We start from the raw sequence: 23244 nt of genomic DNA, 5'->3' as shown, positions 1-23244 counted from the left end.
ACCCATGGTGTTCGCCCCTCATCCCTAGCCCTTCTCCCGCGAGGGGAGAAGGGAGCCGTTGCGAGGGAGATCTGGCACTGATTGCGTGCCACAAAACGAAAGGGCCACACATCCACGATGTCTGGCCCTTTGCATTGGCAGAGTGAGCGTCGAGCAGATGCTCAGGCTTTCTGCTTGTCCAGTCGTACCTGGGCGGCCTCGGCCAGCATGGCCAGCAGGGTTTCGGTGTCGCTCCAGGAGAGGCAGGCATCCGTGATGCTCTGGCCGAAGGTGGCGGCGCAGCCGTTCTCCACGTCCTGACGCCCTTCCACCAGGAAGCTCTCGGCCATGATGCCGGCGATGCCGGTGCGGCCACGACGTAGCTGATCGCAGATATCCTGCGCCACCAAGAGCTGACGGCGGTGATCCTTCATGCTGTTGCCGTGGCTGAAGTCCACCACCAGCCGCTCGGGCAGACCCACGTCGGCCAGGGCTTCACAGGCCTCGTCGACACTGGCGGTGTCGTAGTTCGGCCTGTGGCCACCACGCAGGATCACGTGGCCATAGGGGTTGCCGGCGGTGCGGTAGATGGTCATCTTGCCGTCCTTGTCCGGGGAATAGAAGATGTGGCTGTGGCGGGCGGCACGCACCGCATCGATGGCGATGCGGGTGTTGCCGTCGGTGCCGTTCTTGAAGCCGACCGGGCAGGAGAGGGCGGAGGCCATCTCGCGGTGCACCTGGGATTCGGTGGTGCGCGCGCCGATGGCGCCCCAGGTGATGAGGTCGCTGATGTACTGGCCGGTCACCATGTCGAGGAACTCGGTGGCGGTGGGCATGCCGATGGCGTTGATGTCCACCAGCAGTTTGCGAGCGAGTTTGAGCCCTTCATTGACGTCGAAGCTGCCATCCAGGCGCGGATCATTGATGAGCCCCTTCCAGCCGACTATAGTGCGCGGCTTCTCGAAGTAGGTGCGCATGACGATGCACAGGCTGCCCTTGTACTGCTCGCGCAAGACGTTGAGGCGCTGGGCGTATTCGTGGGCGGCGGCGGGATCATGGATGGAGCAGGGACCGACGATGACCAGCAGGCGCTGATCGTCACCGGCCAGAATGGCTTCCACTTCATGGCGGGCGTCCAGCAGATTCTGGGCAACGGTGTCGCTTAACGGGAAGGCGTGCGCAAGCTCGCTCGGAGTGATCAGGGACTCCAGGCGACGGGTGCGCAATTCATCTGTGTGAATGGACATACGACTCAATTCTCGAGTGGGTGGCGTGGACTGTCGTTTGACGGGCAGTGACGAATGCAGTGCCGAAAATGCAAGACGATAAAATAAAGCAAAAATCCCCTGATGGAAACCATTGAGGGCTCTGTTAGGATGTGAACCTAAAAGCCATTCCAAATGAGGTAGTTATCGTGGCAAAGCCAGGCGCGACCGGGGTCACCCGCATCATCAACGCAACCGGTTACAGCATGAAAGGGCTCAAATCGGCCTGGATCAACGAGGCTGCCTTCCGCCAGGAACTGGTGTTGGTGCTGCTGTTGATGCCGCTGGCCTGCTGGCTCGGTGACTCCCTCAACGAGATCCTGCTGCTGATCGTGATCAGCTGGCTGGTGGTGATTGTCGAGGTGCTCAACTCCGCCGTCGAGGCTGTGGTGGACCGCATCGGCTCCGAACATCACGAGCTCTCCGGCCGCGCCAAGGATCTGGGCTCCGCCGCCGTCTTTATCGCGCTGGCCCTCAATGGCCTGGTGTGGGGCGCCCTGATTGGCCGCAATCTGCTGGGCTGGTGGTAGCTTGCGAGAGCAAGCTGTCTCCTGACATAAAAAAGCCCGTCATTGAGACGGGCTTTTTGTTGGGCGAGTGCCAGGCTCAGCGCATCAATGCAGGATCCGGGCGCGGATGGTGCCATTGATCTCCTTGAGCTTGGCGAGGGCCTTCTCGCTGTGCTCCGTCTCCACGTCGATCACCACGTAGCCGATGTGGCTGCTGGTCTGCAGGTATTGACCGGCGATGTTGATGCCCTCGTCGGCGAAGATCTGGTTGATCTGGTTCATGACGCCGGGCTGGTTGCGGTGAATGTGCAGCAGACGGCTGGAGCCCTTGTGACCGGGCAGGGAGACTTCCGGGAAATTGACGGCGGAGAGGGTGGAGCCGTTGTCGGAATACTTGACCAGCTTGTTGGCCACTTCCAGACCTATGTTCTCCTGCGCCTCCTGGGTGGAGCCGCCGATGTGCGGGGTCAGGATGACGTTGTCCAGACCCCGCAGCGGCGTCAGAAACTCCTCGTCATTGGAGGTGGGCTCGACGGGGAAGACGTCGATGGCGGCGCCGGAGAGGTGCCCGCTCTTGATGACGTCGGCCAGGGCCTCGATGTCCACCACGGTACCGCGGGAGGCGTTGATGAAGATGGCGCCGGGTTTCATCATGCGCAGTTGCTCGGCACCGATCAGATCCTTGGTGGAGGCGGTCTCAGGCACATGCAGGCTGATGACGTCAGACATGTTGAGCAGCTCCACCAGGTTCGGCACCTGGATGGCGTTGCCCAAGGAGAGCTTGTTCTCGATGTCGTAGTAGTAGACCTTCATGCCGATCATCTCGGCGATGATGCCAAGCTGGGTGCCAATGTGGCCATAGCCTATGATACCGAGCTTCTTGCCGCGGGCTTCCACCGAGCGGTTGGCGAGTTTTTCCCACACGCCGCGATGGCACTTGGCGTTCTTCTCCGGGATGCCGCGCAGCAGCAGCAGGATCTCCCCCAGCACCAGCTCGGCCACGGAGCGGGTATTGGAGAAGGGGGCGTTGAACACCGGAATGCCGCGCACATGGGCGGCGTCGAGGGCGACCTGGTTGGTACCGATGCAGAAGCAGCCGATGGCCACCAGCTTGCTGGCGGCGTCCAGCACCTTCTCGGTCAGCTGGGTGCGTGAGCGCAGGCCGACGAAATGCACGTCGCGAATGCGCTCGATCAGATCCTCTTCCGACAGCGAGGTCTTGAGGTACTCCACGTTGGTGTAACCGGCAGCTCTAAACGTCTCTACCGTGTTGAGGTGAACCCCCTCCAGCAGCAGCACCTTGATTTTATCCTTGTCCAGCGAAAACTTGGCTGTCATGACGATCCCTCTGTTTTATATATGTGTGCGAAAAGCGGTGCAGGTATGCGATGTGAAGAAAACCGTAAAGTAGCAAAAACGTGCGGGAGAGGGAATATTTGTGACGAAAGTCAAATTCTTTGAAGTTTTCAACGATAGTTGTAGACGATACTTTGCAACTCCTTGAGGCATAAACAGAAACGGCGCCATCGGACGCCGTTTCTTATGGTCGGTGTGATGATGGGCCGCTCATCGTTCAGAGGGCAACATCACAGAGCCTGCTTATTCGTTGGTGATCACACCTTCCGGGGTACCGATCAGCACCACGTCTGCGCCGCGGTGGGCGAAATGGAGGTCGTTGGTGACCACATCCAGCCCGTCGTGGCTTAGTTAGTGATCACGCCTTCCGGGGTACCGATCAGCACGACATCTGCGCCGCGGTGGGCGAACAGACCGTTGGTGACCACGCCCACGATGGCGTTGAGCTGCACTTCCAGCCCCTTGGCGTCGTGAATGGCCATGCCCTTGACGTCCAGGATGTGGTTGCCGTTATCGGTCACCACCCCTTCACGCCAGACCGGGTTGCCGCCGAGCTTCTTGATCTCGCGGGCCACGTATTCGCGGGCCATGGGGATCACTTCTACCGGCAGCGGGAAGGTGCCGAGCACGGGGACCGTCTTGGTGTTGTCTATGATGCAGATGAACTTGTCGGCCACGGCGGCGACAATCTTCTCGCGGGTCAGGGCCGCGCCACCGCCCTTGATCATGTCACGGCTGGCGTTGATCTCGTCGGCGCCATCCACGTAGACGGAGAGGGCATCGATCTCGTTGAGATCGAACACTGGGATGCCGAAGCCCTTGAGGCGCTCGGTGGAGGCGACGGAACTGGATACTGCGCCCTTGATCTCGTCCTTCATGGTCGCCAGCGCGTCGATGAAGTGATTGACGGTAGAGCCTGTGCCCACCCCGACGATTGTGCCGGGAACCACGTATTTGAGCGCAGCCCAACCGGCCGCCTTCTTCATTTCATCTTGAGTCATGATGGATCCTTAGGGAAAAAGCGGGCGCATTATATCCAAGCCAGCCCCCGAGGGCGACCACCTCGCTCACGTTCTGGACCAAAAAGCCCCAAGATGTAAATCGTTTGCCTGTTTATTGGGCATGGGGCCCTGTGGCAGTCGAAAATCTCGTCAGAAGAGGGGCAGGCAGTGACCCTGACCACCAGAGAGGAGGGCGTCAGGAGAAGTCCCAGCTGCGGGCCGGGGTGATGATCTCGGGCAAGGGCACGTCCCACTGCTCCTTGGGCACAACCTCCACCTGCTGACAGTTGTGGGCGAGGCCGAGCGGCCTTGGGCCCAGCCCGTGCTCGTGCCAGCTGGCGAGGGTGCGATCGTAATAACCGCCCCCCATGCCGAGCCGGTTGCCCGCTGCATCGAAGGCCACCAGCGGGGTGCAGATGATGTCCAGCGCGCTGTGGGGGATGACCTGCTGCATGTCGAGTTCGGGCTCCGGGATGCCGAAGCGGTTGCGGGTCATGGGGCTGGTGGCCGTGTAGCGCTGAAACAGCAGGTGGCCCGGGGTGAAGGGGGGCAGCACTGGCAGGTAGACCTCCTTTTGCTGGGCCCAGAGCCAGTGAATGGCGGGCAGGGGATCGAGCTCGCCGTCGTTGGCCAGATAGAGGGCGATGCGTCTGGCGGCCCGGATCCCGGCATGCTCCTTGAAACGTGCCACCAGCTGTTGGGCCGCATCCTGCTGCTCGGCCTGACTCAGGCTCTTTCTGCGCTGGCGGATGAGTTGGCGCAAGGCGTGGCGCGCATCGGGTGGCGTTGCGGTATCTGGCATGGGGGCTCCTGACAGGGATAAAGGCTGAGGTTACCTTAACAAGGGCATGGCGAGATGAAAAGCGGGGGGACGTCAGCGGCGCTGGCCGAGTCACAAGGGACCCGGCCAATTGGGCGCCGTCTGGCGGGGCGCCCGCGATATCACAGTGTGGCGACTCAGGCGGCTTGGCGCCGCTCGGCGGCGTTTCTCGTCTGATGCTTTATAAACACTGCAACTATGGCAGCCAGCGCCAGCGCCATGGGATAGAAGCTCATGCTCACCACCGCCAGCGGCGACAGCGCGAAGATGGAGCCGAGCAGCAGCGCCTGGGCGCCCCAGGGAATGAGCCCCTGCACCACGCAGGAGAAGATATCCAGCATGGAGGCGGCGCGGCGCGGGGTGACCCCGTGCTGCTCTGCCAGATCCCGCGCCACCTTGCTCGCCACTATGATGGCGACCGTGTTGTTGGCGGTGCAGAGGTTGGTGAGCCCCACCACGCCGGCGATGCCGAGCTCGGCCGCCTTCTCGTTCTGCTCACCGTCGTGGGCACGGGTGAAGCGGGCGATCAGGGCCGCGATGCGGGCACTGATCCAGGCAAGGCCTCCCTGGCGTTCCATCAGGGCGCCGAGGCCGCCGATCAGCATGGAGAGCAGGAAGATCTCCTGCATGCTGGTGAAGCCCTGATAGATATCCTTGCTGAACTGGCCGATCGGGTAGCCATTCATCAGTCCCACGCCACCGGCGGCCAGGATGCCAATCCCCAGCACCACGAACACGTTCATGCCCACCAGCGCCAGCACCAGGATCAACACATAAGGCATCACCTTGAGCAGGTCCGCACTGGCGGTGGAGGCGGGGGCATCGCCGGTGGAGCCCAGCAGCAAATAGAGCAGGATCACCAGCACGGCGGCGGGGGCGGCAATCTTGACGTTCTCGCGAAACTTGTCCTTCATCTCGCAGCCCTGGCTGCGGGTGGCGGCGATCGTGGTATCCGAGATGATGGAGAGGTTGTCCCCGAACATGGCGCCAGAGAGTATGGTGCCCGCCATCAGCACAGGGTTGATGCCGGTCACCTCGGCGACGCCCAGCGCCACCGGGGCGATGGCGCCTATGGTGCCCATGGAGGTGCCCATGGCGGTGGCAATGAAGGCAGAGATGAGGAACAGACCCGGCAGCAGGAACCAGCCGGGGATGAGGGAGAGCCCCAATGCCACAGTGGCATCTACCCCGCCGGTGGCCTTGGCCACGGTGGCGAAGGCGCCCGCCAGCAGATAAATGAGGCACATCGCCATGATGTTGCTGTCACCGACCCCCTTGAAGAAGGTCTCGAGATTCTGGTTGAAGCCTTCTTTGCCGAGCATCAGCGCCAGCATGACGGCGGGCAGGGCGGCGACGGGGGCGGGCAACTGATAGAAGGCGAACTCGACCCCCTGCAGGGTCAGCCAGGTACCGGTACCGATGAAGAGAGCAAGAAAGACCAGTAGGGGCAGCAGAGCTCTGGCACTGGGTTGGGTCTGGATCATGTGTTCCTCGAAACTTGAACAATGACCTCCTGTCGCGGCCTCGTGGATCCGACTCGGGTCGGGCACAGAGGGCGGGCATCCTGCCGCTATGGGGCGCCTACAGTAGTGAGTCACGGTCACTTGGTCAAGATAGACGTCCAGATGGATAATCCTTTTTGTTTTGCGATTCCGTCAATCTGATTAAATCCGTCATATATTCTGATTTATGCTAATAAATCCGGTGATATATCGGTGTCTGTCTAGCGGCCACATCGGGCTTTTCAAAGGGGGCGCAGGCTGGTAAAACGGTCATCTTTCCATAAAAACAGATGAGAGGGTGGAGATGGACAATCCGATCCGTGTGGCCGTGATGGGCTGTAATGGTCGTATGGGCAAGGTGCTGCTGGAAGCCATCACCAACGCCGAGGGCGTGGTGGTCGGGGCGGCGCTGGAGCGACCGGGCTCTGCCGTGATCGGGCTGGATGCGGGGGAACTCAACGGCCTTGGCAAGCTGGGGGTCGTCATCAGCGACAGCCTGGACAAGGTACGGGATGAGTTTGACCTCATCATCGATTTCACCCGCCCCGAGGTGACCTTGGCGAACCTGGCGTTTGCCCAGGCGCACGGCAAGCAGATGGTGATCGGCACCACCGGCTTTGACGACGCCGGCAAGGCCGCGCTGCAACAGGCGACGAGCCAGATAGGCATCGTCTTCGCCTCCAACTATTCGGTCGGCGTCAACCTGGTGTTCAAGCTGCTGGAGCAGGCCGCCAAGGTGATGGGGGATTACACCGACATCGAGATCATCGAGGGGCACCACAGACACAAGGTGGATGCGCCGTCCGGCACCGCGCTCTCCATGGGGGAAGTGGTGGCCAAGACACTCGGACGTGACTTGAAAGAGTGCGCCGTTTACGGCCGCGAGGGGATCACGGGTGAGCGGGATCGCAACACCATCGGCTTTGCCACCATACGCGCCGGCGATCTGGTGGGGGAGCACACCGTCATGTTCGCCGACATCGGCGAGCGGGTGGAGATAAGCCACAAGGCCTCCAGCCGTCTCACCTTCGCCAATGGCGCCGTGCGGGCAGGCAAGTGGCTGAAACAGCAGAACGCCGGTCTCTACGACATGCAGGACGTGCTCGGCCTGAAATAAGCCGCCATCGACGGGAGCGGCTGGCTGGCCCTCCCTCTGGTTAGCAGACCCCGGTTCGCCGGGGTTTTTTATCTCTTATTGTAAAAATCTGGCTTTACCATCGCTTTCCTCTCGAACTGACCTAAATCATCACACTTCCTCATTCCATCCGTCCCTTCATTGCAAAAATGTCAGCAAGGGGTAACGAGAATGGCCTTCAGAGACCCCGTTTAACGCATTTTTCACACACCATAAAAAAGACTAAAAATGCAAAACAAGAAAAACGTTTTCCACCCATTGCGTTCATTTATCTGTGCTGTTTAAGCGCCTATCCATCCATATTGTTTTTATTTTAAATTTTTAAGTTTATGTTTTTGTTGATATAAAAATAGGTTTCTGCACTTTTAGTGGCACCTTGAAGTCCTGGGGTGGTGGCTTTTGGCTTTTCTTTTGCGGCAGGGGGTTGCAAAGCTGGTTAGTGCATAGATAATGGGTAATGTTGCTTTTCTATTGAATTTAGATGCATTTAAAACGAGAAAAGACGTTGAAATGCGATCGTTTTTAAGTAGAATGCGCCCAATTTGCCAGAAATCTGCCGGGTTTGAGCCCTGTTTCAAACAGCGTCCGGACCCGCAACACCCAGGTAAATTGCTGAATTTAAAGCTAAATAACTGGAGGTTGTCTTGAATCACACTGCATTGCTAGTGCTGGAAGATGGAACTGTGTTCAAAGGCGTGTCGATAGGCGCCGAGGGATGTTCCGTTGGTGAAGTGGTTTTCAATACGTCGATGACGGGCTATCAGGAAATCCTCACCGATCCCTCTTATTCCCGTCAGATAGTCACCCTCACTTACCCCCATATAGGCAACACCGGCACCAACAGCGAAGATGAAGAGTCCAGTCAAATCCACGCTCAGGGATTGATCATCCGGGACCTTCCGATACTTGCCTCCAATTTCCGCAATCAGCAATCCCTCTCCGATTACCTCAAGTCCCACAACATCGTTGGCATCGCCGACATCGACACCCGCAAACTGACCCGCATCCTGCGCGAGAAAGGCGCCCAGGCCGGCTGCATCCTGGCGGGCAAGCAGGTCGATGAGGCGTACGCCCTCCAGCAGGCGCGCGCCTTCCCCGGTCTCAAGGGGATGGACCTGGCGAAAGAAGTGACCGTTTCCGAGTCTTACAACTGGACCGAAGGGAGCTGGCAACTCGGCAAGGGCCATGTCACCCCGGCCGCCGATGAGCTCAAATACCACGTGGTGGCCTACGACTTTGGCGTCAAGCGCAACATCTTGCGCATGCTGGTGGACCGTGGCTGCCGCCTGACAGTGGTGCCGGCCAAGACCCCGGCCGCCGAGGTGCTGGCGCTGAACCCCGATGGCATCTTCCTCTCCAACGGCCCCGGCGACCCCGAGCCTTGCGACTACGCCATCGATGCCATCAAGGCCTTTCTCAATACCAACACCCCTGTGTTCGGTATCTGCCTCGGTCACCAGCTGCTGGGGCTCGCCTCCGGCGCCAAGACCCTGAAGATGAAGTTCGGTCACCACGGTGCCAACCACCCGGTGAAGAGCCTGGATGACAACACCGTCATGATCACCGCCCAGAACCACGGTTTCGCGGTGGACGAAGAGAGCCTACCGGATTGCCTGCGTGCCACCCACGTCTCCCTGTTCGACGGCTCCCTGCAAGGCATACATCGCACCGACCGTCCGGCCTTCAGCTTCCAGGGTCACCCTGAGGCGAGCCCGGGCCCCCACGATTGTGCCGGTCTGTTCGACCACTTTATTGAATTGATCAAGCAGTATCGCGCTTAAGAGGAAAAGAGAAGCCATGCCAAAACGTAACGACCTACAGAGCATCCTGATCCTCGGCGCCGGCCCCATCGTCATCGGGCAGGCCTGCGAATTTGACTACTCCGGCGCCCAGGCCTGCAAGGCCCTGCGCGAGGAGGGCTACCGCGTCATTCTGGTGAACTCCAACCCGGCCACCATCATGACCGACCCCGAGATGGCCGATGCGACCTACATAGAGCCCATCACTTGGGAAGTGGTACGCGAGATCATCAAGAAAGAGCGCCCGGACGCCGTGCTGCCCACCATGGGTGGCCAGACCGCGCTCAACTGCGCCCTGGATCTGGAAAAGCACGGGGTGCTGGCGGAATTCGGCGTCGAGATGATTGGCGCCACCGCGGATGCTATCGACAAGGCCGAGGATCGTCGCCGCTTCGACATCGCTATGAAGAGCATTGGCCTGGAGTGCCCGCGCGCCGGCATCGCCCACAACATGGAAGAGGCCTGGGGCGTGCAACAGATGGTGGGCTTCCCCTGCATCATCCGCCCCTCCTTTACCATGGGTGGCTCGGGTGGCGGCATCGCCTACAACCCGGAAGAGTTCGTCGAGATCTGCGAACGGGGCCTGGATCTCTCGCCGACCAAGGAGCTGCTCATCGATGAGTCGCTGATCGGCTGGAAAGAGTACGAGATGGAGGTGGTACGGGATCGCAACGACAACTGCATCATCGTCTGCGCCATCGAAAACTTCGACCCCATGGGTATCCACACAGGTGACTCCATCACGGTCGCGCCAGCCCAGACGCTGACCGACAAGGAGTACCAGCTGATGCGCAACGCCTCCATGGCGGTGCTGCGCGAGATCGGCGTCGAGACCGGCGGCTCCAACGTCCAGTTCGGTATCAACCCGAAAGATGGCCGCATGGTCATCATAGAGATGAACCCGCGGGTCTCCCGCTCCTCCGCGCTCGCCTCCAAGGCGACCGGCTTCCCCATCGCCAAGATCGCCGCCAAGCTCGCCATCGGTTACACCCTGGACGAGCTGATGAACGACATCACTGGCGGTCGCACTCCGGCCTCCTTCGAGCCGGCCATCGACTACGTGGTCACCAAGGTGCCGCGCTTCAACTTCGAGAAGTTTGCCGGTGCCAACGACCGTCTGACGACCCAGATGAAGTCTGTCGGTGAAGTGATGGCCATCGGCCGCAACTTCCAGGAGTCCCTGCACAAAGCCCTGCGCAGCCTCGAGACCGGCAAGACCGGCTTCGACCCCATGGTGGACTTGAATGCTCCCGACTCCCTGACCCGCATCCGTCACGAGCTGCAGGACGCGGGCTGTGACCGGATCTGGTACATCGCCGATGCGTTCCGCGCCGGTCTCTCCATGGAAGGCGTGTTCAAGCTGACCAAGATTGACCCCTGGTTCCTGGTGCAGATCGAAGATCTGGTGAAACTCGAAGAGCAGGTGAAAGAGCGCGGCATGGCCGGCCTGGACGCCGACTTCCTGCGCGCCCTCAAGCGCAAGGGCTTCGCCGATGCGCGCCTGGCCAAGATCCTCGGCGTGGCCGAGGGCGAGGTGCGCAAGCTGCGTGCCCGCCACAACATCTTCCCGGTCTACAAGCGGGTCGATACCTGCGCCGCCGAGTTCGCCACTAATACCGCCTACATGTACTCGAGCTATGACGAGGAGTGCGAGGCGGCCCCGAGCAACCGCGACAAGATCATGATCATCGGTGGCGGCCCGAACCGCATCGGTCAGGGTATCGAGTTCGACTACTGCTGTGTGCACGCGGCCTTGGCCCTGCGCGAAGACGGTTACGAGACCATCATGGTCAACTGCAACCCGGAAACCGTCTCCACCGATTACGACACCTCCGACCGCCTCTACTTCGAGCCGGTCACCCTGGAAGACGTGCTGGAAATCGTGCGGGTCGAAAACCCCAAGGGCGTCATCGTCCAGTACGGCGGCCAGACTCCGCTGAAACTGGCCCGTGCCCTGGAAGCGAACGGTGTGCCTGTCATCGGCACCAGCCCGGACGCCATCGACCGCGCCGAAGACCGCGAGCGCTTCCAGTCTGCGGTCGAGCGCCTCGCGCTCAAACAGCCGGAGAACGGCACAGTCACCGCGCTGGAGCAGGCGATCTTGACCGCCGAGCGCATCACCTACCCGCTGGTGGTTCGCCCCTCCTACGTGCTGGGTGGTCGCGCCATGGAAATCGTCTATGACGAGCAGGACCTGCGCCGCTACTTCGCGGAGGCCGTAAGCGTCTCCAACGAATCGCCGGTACTGCTTGACCGCTTCCTGGACGACGCCACCGAGGTGGACGTGGACGCCATCTGCGACGGTGTGGACGTGGTCATCGGCGGCATCATGGAGCACATCGAGCAGGCCGGTATCCACTCCGGTGACTCCGCCTGCTCCCTGCCGCCCTACACCCTGTCCAAGGCCATTCAGGACGAGATGCGCGAGCAGGTGCGCAAGTTGGCCTTGGAGCTCGGCGTGGTCGGCCTGATGAACGTGCAATTCGCGGTCAAGGACAACGAGATCTACCTCATCGAGGTGAATCCCCGTGCCGCCCGTACCGTGCCCTTCGTCTCCAAGGCGACCGGCGCGCCTCTGGCCAAGATTGCCGCCCGCGTGATGGCGGGTCAGAGCCTGAAAGAACAGGGCTTCACCTCTGAAATCATCCCGCCTTACTACTCGGTGAAGGAAGTGGTACTGCCATTTGCCAAGTTCCCGGGTGTGGATCCGCTGCTGGGGCCAGAGATGCGCTCCACCGGCGAGGTGATGGGGGTGGGCAGCAGCTTCGCCGAGGCCTATGCCAAGGCCCAGCTGGGTGCCGGCCATCAGGTACCGAGCGAAGGTCGCGCCCTGCTCTCAGTTCGCCACGGTGACAAGGAACGCGTGGTGAACCTGGCCGCCAAGCTGCTGGAGCTGGGCTATGAGCTCGACGCCACGCACGGCACCGCCGTGACCCTGGGGGAGGCGAGTATCAACCCGCGTCTGGTGAACAAGGTGCATGAGGGGCGCCCGCACATTCTGGATCGCATCAAGAATGGCGAGTACACCTATATCGTCAACACCGCCGAGGGTCGTCAGGCCATCCAGGACTCCAAGCAGCTGCGCCGCGGCGCCCTGCAGCACAAGGTGGCATATACCACCACGCTGCACGCGGCCTTCGCCACCTGCATGGCCATCAGCGTCGATGCCACCGCCAACGTGAACTCGGTGCAGGAGCTGCACCAGAAGGTGAAAAACCGCTAAGGCGCGCGATAAGGAATGGGCTATGGCCCGCCACGCAAACCATCCAAAACCCCGCCAGCCATGGCGGGGTTTTTATTTTTGCGGTCATGACGGGCTTGCATCCTGGATGCTGGGGTGAGCAGTTAAAACGGATAGTCGCCCTGAATGGGTTAAATAAACCAATATGTAATTGTTTAATGAATAGTTGTTGCAGGCATTCGATGTTATCTCGCAATCTTAGCAATCACTCGCCCCAAGTGTCCCTCTATACTGGTTTTCGTCATCACACAGGCGTGTCTGCGTGTGATGAGTCAGGGCCAGCTGCCTATCCGGCGGCGCAGGCCGGCTCCTTCCACCGAAAGGGGCCACAGGAAACCGGTTGTGGGGTTACCGCCGCACCAGCCGTCAGGGCCAGCGTTATCGCGCCAGCCCGCTTCCCGCTCATCCCCAGCCGATTGCCGTTTGCGCACCACCGAGATCTGCCAAGGGAACTGAATATGAGCTTCGATCACCGCAAATACCGCCCAGCCCCCACCATAGCCATGACGGATCGCCAATGGCCGAACCGGGTCATGACGCAAGCGCCCCTCTGGTGTGCCGTGGATCTGCGTGACGGCAATCAGGCGCTAGTCGAGCCCATGACGGTGGCCCAGAAGCTGCAAATGTGGGCGCTGATGGTGCACATCGGCTTCAAGCACATTGAGGTGGGCTTCCCGGCCGCCTCCCAGCCGGATTTCGACTTCGTACGCGAGCTCATCGAACGCAATCTCATCCCGGATGACGTCACCATCCAGGTGTTGGTGCAGGCCCGGGAAGATCTCATCGTGCACACCTTCGAGTCCCTCAAGGGGGCCAAGCGCGCCATCGTCCACGTCTACAACTCGGTCAACCCGACCCAGCGCAACTATGTGTTCAATTCAGGCCGCGAAGGGGTCAAGGCCATCGCCATGCAGGGGGCCCGCTGGGTGCGCGAATATGCGGCAAAGAACCCGGGTACCGAGTGGAGTTTCCAGTACTCCCCCGAGAGTTTTAGCAGCACAGAGGTGGAGTTCGCGGTGGAGGTGTGTGACGCCGTGATAGACGAGTGGCGCAGTGCCGCCCGCCCCATGATCCTGAACCTGCCGGCCACGGTGGAGGTGAGCACCCCCAACGTGTTTGCGGATCAGGTGGAGTGGTTCTGCCGCCACCTCAAGGCGCGCCCCGAGGTGAGCATCTCCATCCATACCCACAACGATCGAGGCTGCGGGGTGGCTGCCGCCGAGCTGGCGGTGCTGGCGGGGGCGGATCGCATCGAGGGCACCCTGCTTGGCAACGGCGAGCGCACCGGCAACATGGATATAGTCACCATGGCCATGAACCTCTACAGCCAGGGCATAGACCCTGAGCTGGACCTCTCCGACATGGACGCCATCGTCGCTACCGTGGGGGCCTGCACCCAGATTGCGCTGCACCCACGCCACCCCTATGCCGGCGAGCTGGTCTACACGGCGTTTTCCGGCAGCCACCAGGACGCGATCCGCAAGTCCCTGGCGGCGCCCAAGCCCGATGCCTATTGGGATGTGGCCTACCTGCCCATCGATCCCGCCGATCTCGGTCGCAGCTACGAGGCGGTGATCCGCATCAACAGCCAGTCCGGCAAGGGTGGGGTCACCTATCTGCTGGAGCGCGACCTCGGCCTGCAACTGCCGCGTTGGCTGCAAATCGACTTCAGCCGCCGGGTACAGGCGCAAGCCGAGGCGAGCAGCAGCGAGATCAGCCCGGAGCAGATCCGCACCCTGTTCGAGCAGCACTATCTGGAGCCCGTGCATGGCTATCGGGTCGGCCGTTTCCAGCTCGGCCACGACAGTCAGGAAAACCTGCGCCTCGAGCTGCAGACCCCGGATGGTTCGTTGCAACTGTGCGGTGAGGGGGAGGGCGCCATCACGGCGCTGGTCAACGGCTGGGAGCGCCAGACCGGGATGCATATAGATGTGCTCGACTACTCCGAGCATGCCCTGAGCGCGGGCACGGAGTCGCGCGCCGCCGCCTATGTGCTGCTGAGCGTCGATGGCCAGCGTCAGTGCGGGGTCGCCATCGGCCGCGATGTGGTCAATGCCTCCTTGCAGGCGGTGATCAATGGTGCCGCCCAGGTGCAGGCCCTGCGCCAGAGTGCATAAATGAACGCCTGATACGGGAATTAATTTCCGTATGGGTATGGACCCCCTGGCCGAGGATGCGGCTATCCGGTGGGTCATGATCAGCAGACAATCCCCTCACTTCATGGTGAGGGGATTGTTTTTTATGGAAATATCGGCTCACAATACGAATGCTGTGCGACCTGAGTGACGCCAAAACCGCGGAGCGGTTTGGTGGCTGCACTCGCCCAGCCGAGACTGAGATAACGATGTTTTGGAGCCAGAAAAATGATAACGACTCCCCTGCGATTATCCATACACCCGGCCAGATTTCCCTCCCTCTCCCGTGGTCGCCGAGCCGCCCTGACCAGCCTGCCTTGCCTGTTGCTGCTGACGACCGGGCTGGATGTATTCTCCTTCGAGCCGCTGGCTCAGCATCACCTCTACACCATCGGCGCCCTGGCCGAGGCCATTAATGTACTGACCCTGATGTTCATGTTCTGGGTGGTGCAGTGCGCCCAGATCTCCCGCAAGGCCTATCTCTATCTCTCGGCGGGGCTCTACGTCTGGCTCATCTCAGGCGGCATAGACGTGATCGACGAGGCCTACTTCCAACCCTGGTGGCTCTCTACTGTGGAAGACAGCCTGCGTTCCCTTGGCATGCTGGCCACCGCCTGGGGCGTCTTGCTGATGGTGCAACAGATGTATGACACCCAGGCCCGGCTGGCCTCTCTGGCCATGTCGGATGAGCTGACCGGGCTCTCCAATCGCCGCTCGTTTCGCTCCGTGCTGGAGGCTAATGGCGGGGAAGGCACGCCGCTGCTTCTGCTGGATCTCGATCACTTCAAGCAGATCAACGATCGCTATGGCCACGGCATAGGTGACAACGTGCTGCGGGAGTTCAGCGAGCTGCTGCGCCAGCACTGCCCGCCGGAGGGTGTGGTGGCGCGCCTCGGTGGGGAGGAGTTTGCCATCTGGCTACCCGGTATGGGGCATGACGCCGCCCATGCGCTGGCGGAGCGGATAAGGCTCACCACTGAGCGGCTTGTCTCGGCGGACGGGGTGAACTTTACCGTCAGCATTGCGGTGGGGACCTGCCATGGGGGGGAGGGGGTCGAGGCCCTGATGAAGCGCACCGATCTCGCCCTCTATCGGGCCAAACACGGGGGGCGCAATCGGGTCGAGCTGGCCTGATGGATGCGCCGCCAGGGTCTGTCGTCATGCCCAGGCCCTTGCGAATGGCGCCTTCAGATCTCCTGTCCAATTGACTACAATGGCCCCCTGTTTGCGTTCGGGGTCTGCCAATCGGGATGAGCGGCGCCTAGCGCCTTGCCTCTTGACCGGAAGCCTTCATGACTCCTTCTTCTCGACTCCCCTTTTCCGTGTGGCGTCTGCTCAGCCTGCCGTTGCTGGCTGCCGTACTGGCCGGTTGCGCCAGCGAACCCACAGCCCCGGCCGAAGATGCGGCCGCCATCGCCAAGCAACCCAAGGCCATGCAGCCGCGCAAACCCGCCGACATGAAGAGTCGCATAGTGCGCTTCCTGCCCCGTCAGGTGCCCGATAAACAGGGCTGGGCCAACGACGTGGTCACTGCGCTTACGACTCAGGACATCAGGGTAAGCGATCACAACGTCTGCAGCGTGCTGGCGGTGGCGGAGCAGGAGGCGACCTATCAGGCCGATCCCGTGGTGCCAGGGCTTGGCAAGATAGCCTGGAAGGAGATCAACCGGCGGGCCGGCAAGCTGCTCATCCCCGAATTTGTGGTGCGATCGGCGCTCAGCATCAAGTCCCCCACCGGCAAGTCCTATGCCGAGCGCATCGACAAGCTTCGCACCGAGCGGGAGATGAGCGAGATCTTCGAGGACATGATAGGTTCAGTGCCCATGGGCAAGACGCTGTTTGGCAACCTCAACCCGGTCCACACAGGTGGCCCCATGCAGGTCAGCATCGCCTTCGCCGAGGCCAACGCCCGCGGCTACCCCTATCCGGTCAAGGAGTCCATTCGTCACGAGGTGTTCAGTCGCCGTGGTGGCATCTGGTTTGGCACCAAGCACATCTTCGGCTATCCCGCCGACTACCCGGACACCCTCTATCGCTTCGCCGACTTCAACGCCGGCTGGTACGCGAGCCGCAACGCCGCCTTCCAGGCCGCCGTCAGCCGGGTGAGTGGCAAGACGCTGGCGCTGGATGGGGATCTCATCCGCTACGACTCAGACAAGCCTGGCAATACCGAGCTTGCTGTCTACAGCATCGCGAGCCGCCTCAGCATGAGCCAGAACGCCATTCGCCAGAGTCTGCGACTGGGGGATAGCGACGAGTTCGCCAAGACGGATCTCTATGGCCGGGTCTTCACCCTGGCGGAGCAGAAGGCGGGTAGCCGTCTGCCTCGCGCCATCCTGCCCGGCATCCAGCTCAAGAGCCCCAAGATCACCCGCAACCTCACCACCGCCTGGTTCGCCAAGCGGGTGGATGACAGGGAGCAAGCCTGCGTGCGCAAGATGGCGACCATTCAATGACCACCTAGGGTCAAAACAAAGGCGGCCAATGGCCGCCTTTGTTTCTCTTGCGCAACGAAGCGTATCCAGTGCAAGGATCTTGGTGCGCAAGGCTCTCTCCATATAGAGAGCGGACTTTCTGGCCGCATCATGAAGAGGAGGACGAGACAATACCTCTGCACCTTGGATAGCCGCTACAACCCCAGAACGGGTTGCCCTTATTCTCCCCTCGACTGGCGGTGCGCAAGATCATGGCGCTGCCGCATTTAGGGCAAGCAGGGATGGCATGGCTGGCCTCTATGGTATCGGGCTCAGTGGTTTTTCTGGCTTGGCCGGTGGTATTGCTCGCCACGGGTATTATGGGGGCGGTGCCATGGCGCGCTCTGAGATGTGCCACATGTTGCTTATGGGTCTGCCAGTTGGCGACCAGCCGCCCTTGCTCGATGGTGTCGACTATTCGACCGACCTCTTCCGAGCTCAATACTGGAATTGTCTTGCGTTTTATATAGGTGATGAGCCCTCTTCTCAGCACATTCTCCGGCATAGGTGTCTTGAAGGAGCAGTCGCCGATAAAATAAACGATGGAATGCAGCTGATGATCCGACAGCCCCAGCAAAGATTTAAGTGTCATCACATGGCCGTAATTCTGATGCAGAGGGTTTTGGAACTGATGCTTGCGGCGGTAGAGCTGCTGGGTCCAGCGCTTGTGCGAAGGATTGCCGAAGATCCACCCCTTCATATTCTTGGTTTCGATGACGAAGACACCGAAGCGGGAGACGATGATGTGATCAATCTGGGTCGTACCACCTTCGATCGGTAGCGTGACGTTCTTGAGTAGCCGGTACTCTCGCTTGTCGAGAAATAGTGTGATTGGGAGATTGAGGAACCACTCTCCCACCATGCCCTTGAACCAGGGTGTTTTGATCAAGGTTGCGATCAGCAGCAGTGGTAGCAGATACCAGAGCTGGGATAGTAAAAGAGTAATCACGGGCGTGAAGTCCATTTCACTGACCCTCCATGGGATCTTGCTTAAGGGTTAAGCCTCGACAGGGATCCTGCTTCGGCACTTGGGGTATCCGAGGTCTTGGTCGATTGTTGGCCTCTTGCGGTCGGGCATCTACTCGGTGACTAGACCCGCACGCTGCCGCGAAAGCCTCTGGCGGCATAGTAGGACTGGGCACCGTTGTGGTACAGAAAGACGCTGTCGTAGCGGCAATCGCAGAACAGGGCCCCGCCGAGCGCTCTGATCGCCACCGGGGTCTCTATCCAGCTCGATGTCTTGGTATCGAATGGGCCGAGGGTCTGCAGCGCCCTGTACTCGGTCTCCGTCAGCAGGGCTATGCCCAACTGCGTGGCCATCTCGGTTGCGCAGCCCGCCGGTCGGTTCTCCTTCCTCGATTCCAGCGCCTCCCTGTCATAACAGAGACTCCTGCGTCCGCTCGGGCTCTCAGCACTGCAGTCACAGAAGATGAATTGCCCGCTCTGTTGATCCTGACCGATGACATCCGGCTCACCGCCGGTGCGCTCCATCTCATAAAGCGAGCACAGTGCCTGTGGAGTTGTATCCAGCCTGGCGCGCACCTGTGACCAGGTGATCCCTTCGTGGCGATGTGGGTGGCGCTCAAAGCGGGCCTGCAAGGTGGCGAGCAAGTCGTCAGTCTGTGCCTTGGTCAAGTTCATCATGGAAATCCTTTGTCAGCGTCTTCGCCGTTAAAAGCTCATCGCCAACCCGATGGAACAACCGCTGGCGCCCTGGTGGGACAGGTAATCATAGCCTCGTGTTCTTAGAAACTCATCGCCAGCCCGACCGAGTAGCCACTGGTGTTGCTGCTGAACATATAGCGGGCCACCAACCGGGTGCGGGTGACGAAGACCTTGTACTTGCTGCTGTCGAGCTCGAGTCCAAGGCCGAGGGAGTTGAGGCTGTTGAAGCCGAGGAGGCCGCGCTGCTCGCCGAGATACTCGGTGCGGGCGCCTTCCAGCACGTAGCGCAGAGGGCGATCCAGCAGGGTCCAGTCCCACATGGGGGCCCGGCGGCGCAGGTAGAGGCCAAGATTCTCCGCCTCGGCCTGGCCGGTGACGCTGGGGCTGGTGCCGGAGAAGCTTTGCAGATGCTGATAGGAGTAACGCAGCTCCACGTCTATGTCCTGCGGGACTGAGAACAGCTCGTAGTCGAGCATCAGGGAGCCCCCGAGGCCGTACACGTTGAGGCGGCCGCCATCCAGGAAATCGAGGTTCTTGCCGGTCTTGTGCTGGATGAAGAGGGCGCCGAGGCGCAGATCGCTCGCCAGGGTGCCCAGGGTAAAGTTGCCGATGGGACGCAGCACCAGGTTGCCGCCCCACTTGTCCTTGTGCAGGCTGAAATCCCAGCCGATGCCACCGGTGGCGGTCAGGCTGTTCCATTTGGTGGGGATGGTGCGGGTGTCGGCGCCGTCGCTGAACACGAACTGGGGATCGTAGCGGCTGTACCCCAGGGTGCCTTCCAGATAAATGGGGAAGCCCTCGCTCATGGTGGCGCCGCCGCCGAGCTGGGTGATGGTGAGCGCGGACTGCTCACTGGTGCCGCCGCCGATATTCAGGTTGCTGGCGGTGATGTCGGGCACCACGGTGAAGCTCATCAAGGAGACCACGGCATTGGCTCTGCGCTGAACGAAAGATTCACCCTCGGCCTGCGCGGTTAGACTAATCAGCCCGATGGCGAGCAGCGAGAGGGGTCTTGCATGGGAAAAAGGGGTCTGCGCCATACCTAGCTCCGTGGGCATCCTCGTCCGATGAGGAGTCCTTACACTGTAACGGTTTTTATCTGCCTTGGCAGCCCGGCGCAGCGTCAACTGACTATATTCTTCGCCGATGGCGAGGCCTCTCTCATCGCTCATTGCCGCCCGTTTTACCTCACGGAATTCGCCTGCCAGGAAGGCGCTCATACCCACATAAATCGCAGACATTAATTTATTGTTCAGTTCCCGAGGTGTATAACGGGCCTCCCGCAGGATTTTATGGGGATAGGTGCCAAGGATGGGCTGCCAGGCGGGACCTTAGGGTTGCCATGACGGATGCGCACTACCTTGATGGGAGTCAGACCAGATGCAGGACATGCTGCTTGCCATATGGCATCAGGATTTTGATCAGCTTATTCATATGCAGGCCATCGGTCTGCTCGTCACCTGCCTGGTGGTGATCCTCTTTCTTGAATCGAGTTTCGTGTTCCTGCCCCTGCCCGGCGACAGCCTGGTGCTGCTGGCCGGTGGCCTGGTGGGCATGGGGGTGCTCGGCCCCGAGGTGACCTTCATCTATATGCCGCTCGCGGCCGGGCTTGGCAGCCTGGTAGCCTATTTCCAGGGTCATGCGTTGCACGGTACCGCCTTCATGGGCCACGTGGAACGGATGATCCCGCAAGGCAGTTTGCCACGGGCCTCCCGCCTGCTGGACCGCTATGGCTTCTGGGCCATGTTCGCCTCCCGCTTCATTCCGTTTGTGCGCGTCCTGACCCCCATGCTGATGGGCGTCTCTCGCCTGCACCTGCCCAAGGTGGTGATAGCCAGCTTCGCCAGCGCCTTCCTCTGGGCCCTGGTGCTGAGCCTGATCGGCAAGTTCGTGATGGCGACCCCGGTGTTCGCCCATCACCACGAGCTGCTGACCAAGTGCCTGCTGGTCACCTCGTTTGCGCTGTTCGTCATCGCCGTGGCCGCCATCGGCATCCGGTTGCTCAAGCGTCCCACCAACCGCATTCGCTGAGACGGCAGACGGGCGCGCTGCGCCCGTCTCTTCATTGACAGCCCGAGCGAGGGCGGCCTGGCCGCGCGGGTGAGAATAAAAATACAGGCCATTTGAGGCGGAATTTGCTCCGCCTATCTGTTACACTTCGCGCCCGCCATTTTCCGGCTCACTCTCTGACTCGATGTCAGGCCCAGCCGTCCTTGGCCCCAAGCCTCGCCGATGCCGCGCCACCCGCCGGCTCGAGCCACTTAAGCCAACCACAGCCCAGCTGGAACACAGGAACCCAATATGAGATTTGAATCGTTCGATTTTGCCCCCGAGATTTTGCGCGCCATCTCAGATTGTGGTTATCAGGAGATGACCCCTGTGCAGCAGCAGGCCATTCCGAGCATCCGCCGTGGCCAGGACGTATTGGCCAGCGCCCAGACCGGGACCGGTAAGACTGCCGCCTTCGCGCTGCCTATTTTGCAACGCCTGGTGGACAAGCCGGCGCCGGTGCAGCCCTCCAACGCCCGCGTGCTGATCCTGACCCCGACCCGCGAGCTGGCTGCCCAGATCGCCGGTAATATCAATGACTTCGCCAAGTACCTGGACATCAGCGTGCTGACCCTGGTCGGTGGTGGCAAGCAAGACGTGCAGGCACGCAAGTTGAAAGCGGGCGCTCACATCATAGTGGCGACCCCGGGCCGTCTGCTCGAGCACCTGACCGCCTGCAACCTGAGCCTGTCCGGTGTCGAGTGCCTGGTACTGGACGAAGCGGATCGCATCCTGGACATGGGCTTCAGTGCCGATGTGCAGCAGATCCTGCAAGCGGTCAGCAAGACCCGCCAGAACCTGCTGTTCTCCGCCACCTTCTCCGACGCCGTGAAGAAGCTGGCCAACCTGATGCTGGATCGCCCGCAGATCGTCAGCGTCAACAAGCAGAACTCCACCGCCGACACCGTCAGCCACACCGTCTATCCGGTGGAGCAGAAGCGCAAGCGCGAGCTGCTCTCCGAGCTCATCGGCAAGCAGAACTGGCAGCAGGTGCTGGTGTTCGCCAGTACCCGCGAGAGCTGTGACGTGCTGGTGGAAGAGCTGAACCTGGATGGCATCAAGTCCGCCGTGGTGCACGGGGAGAAGGCGCAGGGCAACCGTCGCCGCGCCCTGCGCGAGTTCATGGAAGGCAAGGTGCGGGTGCTGGTCGCCACCGAAGTCGCCGCCCGTGGCCTGGACATCCCGGATCTGCAGTACGTGGTCAACTATGATCTGCCGTTCCTCGCGGAAGACTATGTCCACCGCATCGGCCGTACCGGCCGCGCCGGCAAGAGCGGCATGGCCATCTCCTTCGTCAGCCGCGAAGAAGAGCGCACTCTGCTGGAAATCGAGCAACTGATCGGCCAGAAGATCCGCCGCATCATGGTGCCGGGCTACGAGGTGAGCAGCCGCGACGAGCTGATCAAGCAGCTGCAGGAGCGTCGTCGCTTCGGCAAGCGTCCCCAGCGGGAAGACAACGCCGCCGCCCAGGCGATGGCCGAGTCCAAGTTGCAGGGTCAGCGTCTCAAGCGCATGGCCGCCGCCAAGAAGCCGCGTCAGCCGAAGTAAGCGGCTGCGGCTATCGATGAATCCGTCAAGGCGCCACTGGCGCCTTGACGCTATCTTGGCCGGGCACACCGGCCGTGCATCTGAATCAAAGGAGTTGTGATGACCTCTCCCGATCGCACTCAGGGCTACAACCAGGCCCTGCTCGACATGGCGACCCTCAGTCTGGCCGAGCTGGCCCGCACCGCCGAGCAGAAGGCCGGCAAGCGGACGCCGGCTCAGGAGAGCCATTTTCTCTGCACTTGGATGGCGGACTCCCTCAAGGAGAAGCGCTTCTCCCGCCTGGTGATGGAAGATCTGAAGGAGTGGATCCAGCAGGGCCGCACCCTGGGGGCCGGCGCCGATCTGAAGGGGCTGCTTGAGCGCATCGTCTGCCAGTATGGCCGTGCCATGGCCGAACCCGTGCAACTGGGGGCCAAACTTGCGGCCCTGCTCGCCGAGCTGGAGGAGGCGGGTTGGTTGGTGTTCACCGACGTCGAGGTGGATGCCAAGCTGCGCCTGCAGGGGCAGGGCCAATCCAGCCTGGTGATCTCGAGTCGCGAATACGGGGAGCACATCGAGGGTGGGGAACTTGTCAAGCCGCTGACCCTCTATGTGCGTGGTGATGAACCACGCCTCGCCAGCGCCGCCTTTGGTCAGGGGCTGCTGCTGAGCCAGGGCAACAAGAAGACCACCCTGGTCAAGCACCACAAGGCGTATCGCCTGATGCCGGGCAATGCCCAGAGCGCGCTGGCCCTGCTGGCCAAGGCCAACGACTGATCGGGCGGCC

18 protein-coding genes are annotated in these 23244 nt (G+C 61.2%); 10 read left to right on the top strand and 8 right to left on the bottom strand.

What is annotated here, in order from left to right:
• Nucleotides 1–161: 161 nt before the first annotated feature.
• The gene (locus CUC44_RS17250; RefSeq protein ID WP_100861110.1) at nucleotides 162–1226 is read right to left on the bottom strand and encodes a 3-deoxy-7-phosphoheptulonate synthase; all 1065 of its coding nucleotides are present in this window, start codon (nucleotides 1224–1226) and stop codon (nucleotides 162–164) included.
• Nucleotides 1227–1393: 167 nt separating this feature from the next.
• Here CUC44_RS17250 and CUC44_RS17245 point away from each other — a divergent pair, with 167 nt between their 5' ends.
• On the top strand, nucleotides 1394–1774 hold the full coding sequence (locus tag CUC44_RS17245) for a diacylglycerol kinase (RefSeq protein WP_100861109.1): 381 nt from the start codon (nucleotides 1394–1396) through the stop codon (nucleotides 1772–1774).
• An 84-nt stretch (nucleotides 1775–1858) separates the two neighbouring features.
• Here the strand turns inward: CUC44_RS17245 and serA are convergent, their stop codons facing one another.
• From serA to CUC44_RS17225, 4 genes are all read right to left on the bottom strand, one after another.
• Nucleotides 1859–3091: a phosphoglycerate dehydrogenase gene (gene serA, locus CUC44_RS17240; protein WP_100861108.1), complete on the bottom strand. Its 1233-nt coding sequence runs from the start codon at nucleotides 3089–3091 to the stop codon at nucleotides 1859–1861.
• Between the two features lie 365 nt (nucleotides 3092–3456).
• Nucleotides 3457–4110 (bottom strand): ribose-5-phosphate isomerase RpiA, encoded by a 654-nt coding sequence (gene rpiA, locus CUC44_RS17235; RefSeq protein ID WP_100861107.1) that lies wholly within the window; start codon nucleotides 4108–4110, stop codon nucleotides 3457–3459.
• Nucleotides 4111–4306: 196 nt separating this feature from the next.
• Nucleotides 4307–4912: a 5-formyltetrahydrofolate cyclo-ligase gene (locus tag CUC44_RS17230; protein ID WP_100861106.1), complete on the bottom strand. Its 606-nt coding sequence runs from the start codon at nucleotides 4910–4912 to the stop codon at nucleotides 4307–4309.
• Nucleotides 4913–5067: 155 nt separating this feature from the next.
• Nucleotides 5068–6414: a Na+/H+ antiporter NhaC family protein gene (locus CUC44_RS17225; protein ID WP_100861105.1), complete on the bottom strand. Its 1347-nt coding sequence runs from the start codon at nucleotides 6412–6414 to the stop codon at nucleotides 5068–5070.
• Between the two features lie 322 nt (nucleotides 6415–6736).
• Here CUC44_RS17225 and dapB point away from each other — a divergent pair, with 322 nt between their 5' ends.
• The 6 genes from dapB to CUC44_RS17195 all read left to right on the top strand — a co-directional run bounded on the left by dapB (nucleotide 6737) and on the right by CUC44_RS17195 (nucleotide 17198).
• Nucleotides 6737–7549 carry a 4-hydroxy-tetrahydrodipicolinate reductase gene (gene dapB / locus CUC44_RS17220; RefSeq protein WP_100861104.1) on the top strand — a complete coding sequence of 271 codons (813 nt, stop codon included), beginning with the start codon at nucleotides 6737–6739 and terminating at the stop codon, nucleotides 7547–7549.
• Nucleotides 7550–8211: 662 nt separating this feature from the next.
• Nucleotides 8212–9348: a glutamine-hydrolyzing carbamoyl-phosphate synthase small subunit gene (carA, locus tag CUC44_RS17215; RefSeq protein ID WP_100861103.1), complete on the top strand. Its 1137-nt coding sequence runs from the start codon at nucleotides 8212–8214 to the stop codon at nucleotides 9346–9348.
• A gap of 16 nt (nucleotides 9349–9364) precedes the next feature.
• Nucleotides 9365–12589, top strand: a complete 3225-nt coding sequence (carB, locus tag CUC44_RS17210; RefSeq protein ID WP_100861102.1) for a carbamoyl-phosphate synthase large subunit — start codon at nucleotides 9365–9367, stop codon at nucleotides 12587–12589.
• 476 nt (nucleotides 12590–13065) lie between these two features.
• Nucleotides 13066–14724, top strand: a complete 1659-nt coding sequence (leuA, locus tag CUC44_RS17205) for a 2-isopropylmalate synthase (protein ID WP_100861101.1) — start codon at nucleotides 13066–13068, stop codon at nucleotides 14722–14724.
• A 246-nt stretch (nucleotides 14725–14970) separates the two neighbouring features.
• Nucleotides 14971–15876: a GGDEF domain-containing protein gene (locus tag CUC44_RS17200; RefSeq protein WP_100861100.1), complete on the top strand. Its 906-nt coding sequence runs from the start codon at nucleotides 14971–14973 to the stop codon at nucleotides 15874–15876.
• 158 nt (nucleotides 15877–16034) lie between these two features.
• Entirely contained in the window at nucleotides 16035–17198 is a 1164-nt protein-coding gene (locus CUC44_RS17195) for a DUF1615 domain-containing protein (protein WP_100861099.1), read from the top strand.
• Between the two features lie 127 nt (nucleotides 17199–17325).
• Here the strand turns inward: CUC44_RS17195 and CUC44_RS17190 are convergent, their stop codons facing one another.
• The 3 genes from CUC44_RS17190 to CUC44_RS17180 all read right to left on the bottom strand — a co-directional run bounded on the left by CUC44_RS17190 (nucleotide 17326) and on the right by CUC44_RS17180 (nucleotide 19921).
• Nucleotides 17326–18180, bottom strand: a complete 855-nt coding sequence (locus CUC44_RS17190) for a nuclease-related domain-containing protein (protein ID WP_100861098.1) — start codon at nucleotides 18178–18180, stop codon at nucleotides 17326–17328.
• A 125-nt stretch (nucleotides 18181–18305) separates the two neighbouring features.
• Complete coding sequence (locus CUC44_RS17185; protein WP_100861097.1) at nucleotides 18306–18860, bottom strand: DUF4256 domain-containing protein; 555 nt, start codon at nucleotides 18858–18860, stop codon at nucleotides 18306–18308.
• A 101-nt stretch (nucleotides 18861–18961) separates the two neighbouring features.
• Nucleotides 18962–19921 (bottom strand): hypothetical protein, encoded by a 960-nt coding sequence (locus CUC44_RS17180; RefSeq protein ID WP_100861096.1) that lies wholly within the window; start codon nucleotides 19919–19921, stop codon nucleotides 18962–18964.
• A gap of 340 nt (nucleotides 19922–20261) precedes the next feature.
• On the opposite strand from CUC44_RS17180, the gene CUC44_RS17175 reads away from it, so the two are divergent.
• The 3 genes from CUC44_RS17175 to CUC44_RS17165 all read left to right on the top strand — a co-directional run bounded on the left by CUC44_RS17175 (nucleotide 20262) and on the right by CUC44_RS17165 (nucleotide 23234).
• Nucleotides 20262–20912 carry a DedA family protein gene (locus tag CUC44_RS17175; RefSeq protein WP_100861095.1) on the top strand — a complete coding sequence of 217 codons (651 nt, stop codon included), beginning with the start codon at nucleotides 20262–20264 and terminating at the stop codon, nucleotides 20910–20912.
• A gap of 270 nt (nucleotides 20913–21182) precedes the next feature.
• Nucleotides 21183–22478, top strand: a complete 1296-nt coding sequence (locus CUC44_RS17170; protein WP_167388939.1) for a DEAD/DEAH box helicase — start codon at nucleotides 21183–21185, stop codon at nucleotides 22476–22478.
• A 99-nt stretch (nucleotides 22479–22577) separates the two neighbouring features.
• Nucleotides 22578–23234: a DUF2913 family protein gene (locus tag CUC44_RS17165; RefSeq protein WP_100861094.1), complete on the top strand. Its 657-nt coding sequence runs from the start codon at nucleotides 22578–22580 to the stop codon at nucleotides 23232–23234.
• Nucleotides 23235–23244 lie beyond the last annotated feature (10 nt).

It is taken from the genome of Aeromonas lusitana, from assembly GCF_002812985.1.
GTDB classification, from domain to species: domain Bacteria; phylum Pseudomonadota; class Gammaproteobacteria; order Enterobacterales; family Aeromonadaceae; genus Aeromonas; species Aeromonas lusitana.
This window is presented reverse-complemented; position numbering and strand designations above follow the sequence as displayed.